This window comes from Paenibacillus cellulosilyticus (assembly GCF_003182255.1).
Taxonomy (GTDB): domain Bacteria; phylum Bacillota; class Bacilli; order Paenibacillales; family Paenibacillaceae; genus Paenibacillus_T; species Paenibacillus_T cellulosilyticus.
In genome coordinates, this window is the sequence record NZ_QGTQ01000001.1 from 645308 (window position 1) to 654458 (window position 9151).

General features: G+C 48.7%; 7 protein-coding genes and 1 rRNA gene. 7 read left to right on the plus strand and 1 reads right to left on the minus strand.

What is annotated here, in order from left to right:
* The first annotated feature begins 2 nt into the window (after positions 1–2).
* The 4 genes from yaaA to gyrB all read left to right on the plus strand — a co-directional run bounded on the left by yaaA (position 3) and on the right by gyrB (position 3648).
* Positions 3–221 carry a S4 domain-containing protein YaaA gene (gene yaaA, locus DFQ01_RS02835; protein ID WP_110042345.1) on the plus strand — a complete coding sequence of 73 codons (219 nt, stop codon included), beginning with the start codon at positions 3–5 and terminating at the stop codon, positions 219–221.
* 64 nt (positions 222–285) lie between these two features.
* Complete coding sequence (gene recF, locus DFQ01_RS02840; RefSeq protein WP_110042346.1) at positions 286–1389, plus strand: DNA replication/repair protein RecF; 1104 nt, start codon at positions 286–288, stop codon at positions 1387–1389.
* Positions 1390–1433: 44 nt separating this feature from the next.
* Positions 1434–1682 (plus strand): extracellular matrix regulator RemB, encoded by a 249-nt coding sequence (gene remB / locus DFQ01_RS02845; protein ID WP_110042347.1) that lies wholly within the window; start codon positions 1434–1436, stop codon positions 1680–1682.
* A 55-nt stretch (positions 1683–1737) separates the two neighbouring features.
* On the plus strand, positions 1738–3648 hold the full coding sequence (gyrB, locus tag DFQ01_RS02850) for a DNA topoisomerase (ATP-hydrolyzing) subunit B (RefSeq protein WP_110042348.1): 1911 nt from the start codon (positions 1738–1740) through the stop codon (positions 3646–3648).
* A gap of 122 nt (positions 3649–3770) precedes the next feature.
* On the opposite strand, the gene DFQ01_RS02855 is transcribed toward gyrB, so the two are convergent.
* Positions 3771–4550: a YheC/YheD family protein gene (locus tag DFQ01_RS02855; protein ID WP_174812904.1), complete on the minus strand. Its 780-nt coding sequence runs from the start codon at positions 4548–4550 to the stop codon at positions 3771–3773.
* Positions 4551–4921: 371 nt separating this feature from the next.
* Between DFQ01_RS02855 and gyrA the strand changes: the two genes are divergently transcribed.
* The 3 genes from gyrA to DFQ01_RS02870 all read left to right on the plus strand — a co-directional run.
* Entirely contained in the window at positions 4922–7387 is a 2466-nt protein-coding gene (gene gyrA / locus DFQ01_RS02860; RefSeq protein WP_110042350.1) for a DNA gyrase subunit A, read from the plus strand.
* Positions 7388–7422: 35 nt separating this feature from the next.
* On the plus strand, positions 7423–8502 hold the full coding sequence (locus tag DFQ01_RS02865; protein ID WP_110042351.1) for an HD-GYP domain-containing protein: 1080 nt from the start codon (positions 7423–7425) through the stop codon (positions 8500–8502).
* 408 nt (positions 8503–8910) lie between these two features.
* Positions 8911–9151 (plus strand): 16S ribosomal RNA (locus DFQ01_RS02870); the annotation flags it as partial.

Genomic DNA, 9151 nt, shown 5'->3' on the forward strand with positions numbered 1-9151 from the left:
CGATGAAAGAAGTAGCGATCGGAACCGAATATATTGCGCTTGGCCAGTTTTTGAAGCTGTCGGACTGCATTGACTCCGGCGGGCAAGCGAAGTTCTTTTTGCAAGAGAATGAAATCCTGATCAACGGTGAGGCTGATAATCGCCGCGGCAGAAAGCTGTATGCCGGAGATGTTGTGAAGGTTGAAGGTTTCGGAACTTTTACAGTCGTTCGGCGTGGTTAACGCTGACGGCTGTTTTCACGCGGATTCCATCAAGCGATGACCGCAAGGACAGGGGCTGAGCATTTTGTTTTTGAATCGAATTGCCCTGCGCAATTACCGCAACTATGACGAGCTGGAGCTCGATACAAGCAGCGGTGTCAATCTGTTCGTTGGCCCGAATGCACAAGGGAAGACAAATCTGCTCGAATCGATTTTCGCGCTCGCCCTGACAAAGTCGCATCGAACGTCGAAGGATAAAGAACTGATCGGCTGGGAAGGTTCGGAAGCCCACATCCATGGACTTGTGGATAAGCAGTACGGAGCGGTTAAGCTTGATCTGATGTTCTCGGCTCAAGGGAAGAAAGCGAAGATAAACGGATTGGAGCAGCGTCGCCTAAGTGATTTTGTTGGGTCACTCAACGTCGTCATGTTCGCGCCCGAGGATTTGGAAATTGTGAAAGGAACGCCGGGTGTGCGCCGCCGGTTTCTCGATATGGAAATCGGACAGGTGCAGCCCGGCTATTTGCATACGCTGCAGCAATATTCCAAAGTGCTCGTACAACGCAACAATTACTTGAAGACGTTATGGGCAAGTAGCGGCGACAAACAGGGTCTGCTAGAGGTATGGAATGTACAGCTGGCAGATTTTGGTGTTAAAATTATTAAAAAACGGAAATACTTTATACAAAAGCTGCAACAATGGGCGCAGCAGATTCATGCGGGCATTACAGCTGGAACCGAACAATTAACGGTTACGTATAAGCCTTCGTTCGACTTTGAAGATGAAACTGTTTTATTTGATCATTTTATGTTAAAGTTATCACAGGTAAAAGATCAGGAAATTCGCAGAGGAACGACGCTTGTCGGACCTCATCGGGATGATTTGGCGTTCTTTATTAACGGGAAAGAAGCACAAACGTTCGGCTCCCAGGGACAGCAGCGTACGACAGCATTGTCGCTAAAACTGGCAGAAATCGAGCTTATTCGAGAAGAGATTGGCGAATATCCGCTGCTTCTGCTTGATGATGTGCTTTCAGAACTGGACCGGAACCGGCAGACGCAGCTAATCGAGACATTCCAATCGAAAGTGCAGACTTTCATTACGACGACCGGCCTTGAGAGCGTCGATCTCGGCAAGCTACAAGATGCTGGCATTTATCATGTCTTAGACGGTCGTGTCACGCGTTAACGCATTAAAGAATTATAGCGTTTTAGCGAAAGGAAGGACTGCGAATGTATATTCATTTGGGCGGAGAAAAAATTATTCGGGCAGCGGAGCTGGTCGCTATTTTCGACGTTTCGATCGAGCAATCGTCCAAGCTTTCCAAGCAATTCGTGGCAGGCGCACGAAAACGTAAAGACGTTGAGACCATTGGGGAAGAGGAACCGAAGTCGATCGTCCTAACTAAACATAAAATTTATTATTCGCCGATTTCATCCTCTACGTTGAAGAAGCGGGCCCATCATTTTGCGGCTTACTAATCGGCGGGCTTTTATCGCAATCACGAAGAGCAGTCGAGAGGAGCAGTGAATAGGCATGTCATCGAACCAGAATACGTATGACGAGAGTCAGATACAGGTGCTTGAAGGCCTGGAGGCGGTACGGAAGCGCCCGGGTATGTATATTGGCTCCACAAGCGGCAAAGGTCTTCATCATCTCGTCTGGGAAGTCGTTGATAACTCAATTGACGAGGCGTTGGCTGGATTTTGCACGCATATCGACGTCATCGTTCATGAAGATAACAGTATTACCGTAATTGATAACGGCCGGGGGATTCCGGTTGGTGAGAATACGAAGCTTAAGAAATCGACGCTAGAGGTTGTTATGACCGTGCTTCATGCGGGCGGCAAATTTGGCGGCGAAGGCTATAAAGTGTCCGGCGGCTTGCACGGTGTAGGTGTATCGGTCGTAAACGCATTGTCCGAACACGTTACCGTTACGGTTAAACGTGACGGTCATGTTTATCAGCAAGAATATCGTCGTGGTGCGCCTCAGTATGACATCAAGGTCGTTGGTGATTCGGATGAAACGGGTACAACGGTACGCTTCAAACCGGATGCTGAGATTTTCACGGAAACGACTGTGTACGAGTACGACACCCTTCAATCGCGTATTCGCGAGCTTGCCTTTTTGAACAAGGGCATCTCCATTACGCTGCTTGACGAGCGCACAGGCCAGACGAATACGTACAAGTATGACGGTGGTATTATCGAGTTCGTCCAATACTTGAACCGTACACGCGAGGCGCTTCACGAGATGCCGATCTATGTGGAGGGCGTTAAGGACCACATTAGCGTTGAGGTTGCGCTGCAGTATAACGACAGCTATAGCGAGAACATCTACTCGTTCGCTAACAATATCAATACGCATGAGGGCGGTACGCACGAATCGGGCTTCAAGAGTGCGCTTACCCGTATCATCAACGACTATGCTCGTCGTACGAACTCCATCAAGGAGAATGACGCTAACCTGTCCGGTGATGATGTTCGTGAAGGTCTGACAGCGATTATTTCTGTCAAAATCCCAGAGCCGCAGTTCGAGGGCCAAACGAAGACGAAGCTCGGTAACAGCGAAGTCAGAGGTATCGTCGAGTCGCTGTTTGCAGAGAAGCTGCAGGAGTTCTTGGATGAGAACCCAGCCGTATCGAAGCGAATCGTAGAGAAAGGTCTCATGGCTTCCCGTGCTCGTGAAGCAGCGCGTAAGGCGCGCGAGCTCACACGCCGTAAGAGCGCACTCGAAGTAAGCTCGCTGCCAGGTAAGCTGGCGGACTGCTCCTCCAAGGACGCATCCATCAGTGAGCTGTACATCGTCGAAGGTGACTCCGCGGGCGGATCGGCGAAGCAAGGCCGCGATCGCCACTTCCAAGCGATTTTGCCGCTGCGTGGTAAAATTCTGAACGTCGAGAAGGCTAGACTTGATCGTATTCTAGGCAACGCTGAGATCAGAGCGATCATTACGGCGCTCGGAACCGGCATTGGCGACGACTTTGACCTAGGCAAAGCGCGGTACCATAAGATTATTATTATGACCGATGCCGACGTTGACGGTGCACATATCCGTACGCTCATGCTTACGTTCTTCTACCGCTACATGCGGAAGATTATCGAAGCAGGCTTTATCTACATTGCACAGCCGCCTCTCTTTAAGATCGAGCGTAACAAAATCGTTCGTTATGCGCAGTCGGAGAAGGAACGCGATTCGATTATCGCCGAATTCGGTGAGGGCACGAAGATCAATGTCCAGCGCTACAAAGGTTTGGGCGAAATGAACGCCGGCCAGTTGTGGGAGACGACGATGGATCCTGAGAGCCGTACGATGCTTCAGGTCACGATCGAAGACGCGATTGAAGCAGACGTCATGTTTGACACGCTTATGGGCGATAATGTCGAGCCGCGCCGTGACTTCATTCAGCAGTACGCGAAGCATGTTAGGAATTTGGATATTTAGATCACAGCTCTATGCTAGTGGAGCTAGACATACAACAAGCCGTCAGATCAATTTGGTCTGCGGCTTGTTTTTTTCTACGTGAGAAGTTATAAGATTTCGCGATAGGCACAAATCAAGGGTTCTCATGCCGGCTTTTTCCTTTTCCTTGCCTTAAAGCGCCCATAGCCAACAGCATACTGATAAATTCGTTTAAACACTCTTCGGTCGTTCAACTTGCGGAACAGGAATGGATCGGGCAGTGTATTCACTTCGAGAATCCATGGATGCAGGTTCGTATCAATGGCAAAGTCGACACCAATCTCTTTGATTCCGGGATAAATGAGCTGCAGCTGCTTTGCCGTTTCGACGCCTAGGTGGGACAGGAAGTTCAAATACTCCGTTTGCCGATGTTCAGACATATGAGGGGACATCAATGTCGAGAACGGGAGCGGAGTGGCGCCGCTGTGATAATTCGTTACAATTTTGGATGGAAGTCCAAGCCTGCCTATAATACCTGTTGTTTCCCACTCGTTGCTTAGGTTGTGCTGAACCATCACTCGGAAGTCGAAACGTCGGTTACGATACTGCAACAGCTTTATCCCTTTCTGAGCAAGATAAGGCCTCGTCCGCTGCACCGACAGCAGCCGTTTATACATCGCATCAAACGTCGTAAACTGTCGAATCTTCTTATCCAACTGGAACTGATATGGGAGCGAGGATGAGGGTAACTTCTCGACACGAATGACGCCATTACCGAACGTGCCACGATCTGGCTTCACATAAATCATGCCATATTGATCGAGCATGGAGCGTACGGTTTCCCGCCGAAATGGCGATGTTTCGGGGATATATTGACGCAGCAGCTCGGAAACAAGCAATGCCGCTGTTTTGGCCCATTTGCTGTGTACGCGCTGAATAGCCAATCGTCTATACCGCCTTTCGTCATAAAAACTATCCCGACCATTCGACAACGAAACAAGACAGAGGTGGAAATCGATGTTATAATAGAGAGGTGTGCCTATAGATGAAAATGAGTGTGCATTCCCTATTAGCATATGGTGAATGAGAGCCGAAAGCGAAGGGCGGCTATCTGTTTTTGGCTATTCAAGAAGCCTGTTTTGAAGCTAAAGGAATGTTCGTATTCGTCAGGTTTAAGCTGAACGGCTTTGTGAAACAAATAGATTAACAAGAGTATGCGGATTTATCAGACTCTAAGAGCTGATTCTTACATGACGAATGCTGGTACAGCAGTGGTACAAGCATCCGTTTTGCAAAAGATGTCAGGAGGGTAACAATGTCGGAAGAACAACGCTCACAAATAAGGGATCGTGATATCGGCACCGAGATGCGCGACTCGTTCATGGAATATGCGATGAGTATTATCGTAAGCCGTGCGCTCCCGGATGTAAGAGACGGACTGAAGCCTGTACATCGACGAATTCTTTTCGCAATGTCCGAACTTGGTATGTCGCCAGATAAGCCGTACAAGAAGTCGGCTAGGATCGTCGGTGAAGTTATCGGTAAGTATCACCCGCACGGTGACTCGGCTGTATACGACACTATGGTTCGTATGGCACAAGATTTCTCGATGCGATATATGCTTGTCGACGGCCATGGTAACTTTGGTTCGGTTGACGGCGATATGGCGGCAGCGATGCGTTATACAGAAGCCAGACTTTCGAAGATAGCGATGGAGCTGCTTCGTGACCTGAATAAAGAGACAGTCGATTTCGTACCTAACTACGATGGTGAGGAACATGAACCTGCCGTTCTGCCATCCCGTTTCCCGAACTTGCTCGTCAATGGCGTAACAGGTATCGCGGTAGGTATGGCGACGAATATTCCACCGCACAATCTGAGTGAAGTTATCGATGGCATCCAAGCGTTGATCGTCAATCCGGAGATCACATCGATTGAGCTCATGAACTATATTAAAGGTCCTGACTTCCCAACGTACGGTTATGTAATGGGACAATCAGGTATCCGTCAGGCTTATACGACGGGACGCGGATCGGTTACGATGCGCGCCAAAGCAACGATCGAAGAGAATGGCGGCAAGGCTCGCATTATCGTTCACGAGCTGCCATACCAAGTTAACAAGGCGCGTTTGGTTGAGAAGATTGCCGAACTCGTTCGCGAGAAAAAGGTTGAAGGCATCACCGACCTGCGTGACGAGTCGGACCGCAACGGCATGCGTATCGTCATCGAGCTTCGTCGTGATGTAACGCCATCGGTCGTATTAAACAATCTGTACAAGCAGACTCAGCTGCAATCGACATTTGGCATTAACATGCTCGCGCTCGTTAACGGTGAGCCAAAAGTGCTTAATATTAAAGACATTTTGTACTACTACCTGCAACACCAGATCGAGATTATCCGTCGTCGTACGGAATTTGACCTGAAGAAAGCGGAAGCGCGCGCACACATTCTCGAAGGTTTGCGCATTGCGCTCGATAATCTGGATGAGGTTATCGCGCTTATCCGTGGATCGCAAACAACCGATGAGGCACGTGAAGGCTTGATTGCGCGCTTTGGGCTAAGCCTGGAGCAAGCGCAAGCGATTCTCGACATGCGCCTGCAGCGTCTCACTGGTTTGGAGCGCGATAAGATCGAGGCTGAATATAACGAGCTTCTGGCGAAGATTGCTGAATACAAAGCGATTCTCGCTGACGAGCAGCTTGTACTCGATATTATTAGCACTGAGCTCAATGAGATTAAAGAGAAGTTCGGCGATGAGCGTCGGACGGAGATCACGATCGGTGAAGATGAAATTCTCGACGAGGATCTCATTCCGCGTGAGGACGTCATTATTTCGATCACACACTCGGGCTATGTGAAGCGTCTACCGGTTACGACATACCGCAGCCAGAAGCGGGGCGGCAAAGGCGTTATCGGTATGGATACGAAGGATGACGATTTCGTTGAACACCTATTCGTATCGAATACGCACCACTACCTGCTCTTCTTTACAGACAAGGGTAAGGTCTACCGGTTGAAAGCATACGAAATTCCAGATCTCAGCCGTACTGCACGCGGTACGCCGATCATCAACCTGCTCCAGATCGAACAGGGAGAAGTCGTCAATGCCGTTATTCCGGTTGAGTCGTTCGATAATGACAGCTACCTGTTCTTTGCAACACGGCAAGGTGTCGTGAAGAAAACGCCTCTTGATGATTATTCGAACATCCGCAAGGTCGGCCTGATTGCAATCTCGCTTCGCGAGGATGACGAACTGATCGGCGTGAAGCTGACGGACGGCAATCAAGAGATCATCATGGGCACAGGCCAAGGCATGTCGATTCGATTCCCAGAGCAGGACGTTCGTTCAATGGGACGCTCCGCAACGGGCGTTAAAGGCATTCAGCTCGATGAGGGCGACAAAGTAATCGATATGGACATTGTACAGAACGATAATGAGGTTCTGATCGTAACGTCCAAAGGTTATGGTAAGCGCACACCGATGAGTGAATACCGGATCCAGAGTCGTGGTGGTAAAGGGATTAAGACACTTAACGTTACGGACAAGAACGGACCGATTGTCGGCTTGAAAGTCGTCGAGAATGATGAAGACCTGATGATTATGACGGAGTCGGGTACGATGATCCGTATGAGCATGGATGGCATCTCTTCCATGGGCCGTAATACACAAGGCGTTAGATTGATCCATACACGTGACGACGATTCTGTTGCGACGGTTACGCGCGTAGCACGGAACGAGGATGAGCAAGAAGAAGAAGGCGAAGAGCAAGAAACAGAATAGATAACGACAAACCTAAGGAACAGGAGCATAAGGCAATGGCACATGTATTGTTATCAAGACTGAAGCCAGGTGATAGGCTGCTTCAAGACGTGCAGACTCCACTGGGCAACACCCTGTTCCATAAAGGTGTCGTCGTTACCACACGAGAGCTCGACATTTTGCATGCCTTTCAAGTTAAGTCGGTTGAAGTTGAGACGGTAATAACAGATAAGAATACTTCTTCCGTCAAGAAAGAGAAGCAAACCAGCGAGACCGAGGAAGAGAAAACGGTAGTGCCGGCCTTCCAGTCGGAATATGAGATTACTTTTCAACTCATTAAGCGTGCTTTCAACAATGCGTTGTCGGGACAAGCGCTGCCGATTCTCGAGATCCGTCAGCAGATGGAGAAGCTTATTGGGCTGTCCGGGGAGTATAACATCCTTACATTTGTGCCCCCTGGACTCAAGGAAGATGACTATTGGTATCATAATGGTCTTCTGACGGGGCTTACTTCCTATCTGCTCGCAAGGTGGAATGGCTTCACATCGAAAGATTGGGTTCAAATCGCGTTAGCAGGTTTACTGCATGACATCGGCAACACGAAAGTCGATCGTGCTCTTCTGTTTAAACCTACTACATTGACAATTGAAGAGCGTGAAGAGGTTCGTCGTCATACGGTGAATGGCTATCAGCTCTTGAAACCTATTGCGGCTTTAAATGAAGGTGTCAAACTCGCGTCGCTTCAGCATCACGAGCGTGAGGATGGCAGCGGCTACCCGTTAGGGATCGGAGCGGATAAGATCCACCCGTATGCCAAAATCGTCGCAATCGCTGATACGTTCCACGCGATGACGCTTAACAAGGTATATCAAAAGGCGAGTTCGCCGTACGTCGTTCTGGAGGAAATCCAGCAGAATGCTTTTGGCAAGCTTGAGCCGGCCTATGTCCGCGTGTTTATAGAGAGAGTGACCCAGTTCCATAATGGAACGGTCGTGAAGCTCAATGATGGTCGCACAGGGGAGATTGTATTCTCTGATCGGAATCAGCCAACTAGACCGTGGGTCTCTATAGCTGGAACGATAATTAACCTGACGACGGAGCGTCATCTCCATATTAAAGAGGTTATATCAAATTAAGCCGTTATAAAGGGGAACCGCCTATTCTGTGCAGGATAGGCGGTTTTCTTATTGAATAAGAAACATAAAGCAACAATGCAGGGCGCAGCAAATACCTGTATCAGTAAAGTCCATGTATGAGATAGCTATGAATCTACAAGTGCACAGTAGTGAAATTACGCTTGTTTTATTGTTTTTGAAAAGAATATCGCAATTAAATTGAAAAAGGGGGTTGCAATGAGTCTTTCGTTTATGATATATTATCTAAGTCGCCGCTGAACGGCAGCGATAAACAAGAAAAAAGCTTGACACACTGATTAACATCTGATAAGATGTAAAAGTTGTCGAAAACGATATTGTTCTTTGAAAACTGAACAACGAGCGAAACTGTCAGTTTAAATGTTTTAAATGAGCTAAACAAGCACTTCTTTTATGGAGAGTTTGATCCTGGCTCAGGACGAACGCTGGCGGCGTGCCTAATACATGCAAGTCGAGCGGAGTTGATGAGGTGCTTGCACCTCTGATGCTTAGCGGCGGACGGGTGAGTAACACGTAGGCAACCTGCCTGCAGGACTGGGATAACATTCGGAAACGAATGCTAATACCGGATAATCGATTTCCTCGCATGGGGAGATCGGGAAAGACGGAGCAATCTGTCACCTGTGGATGG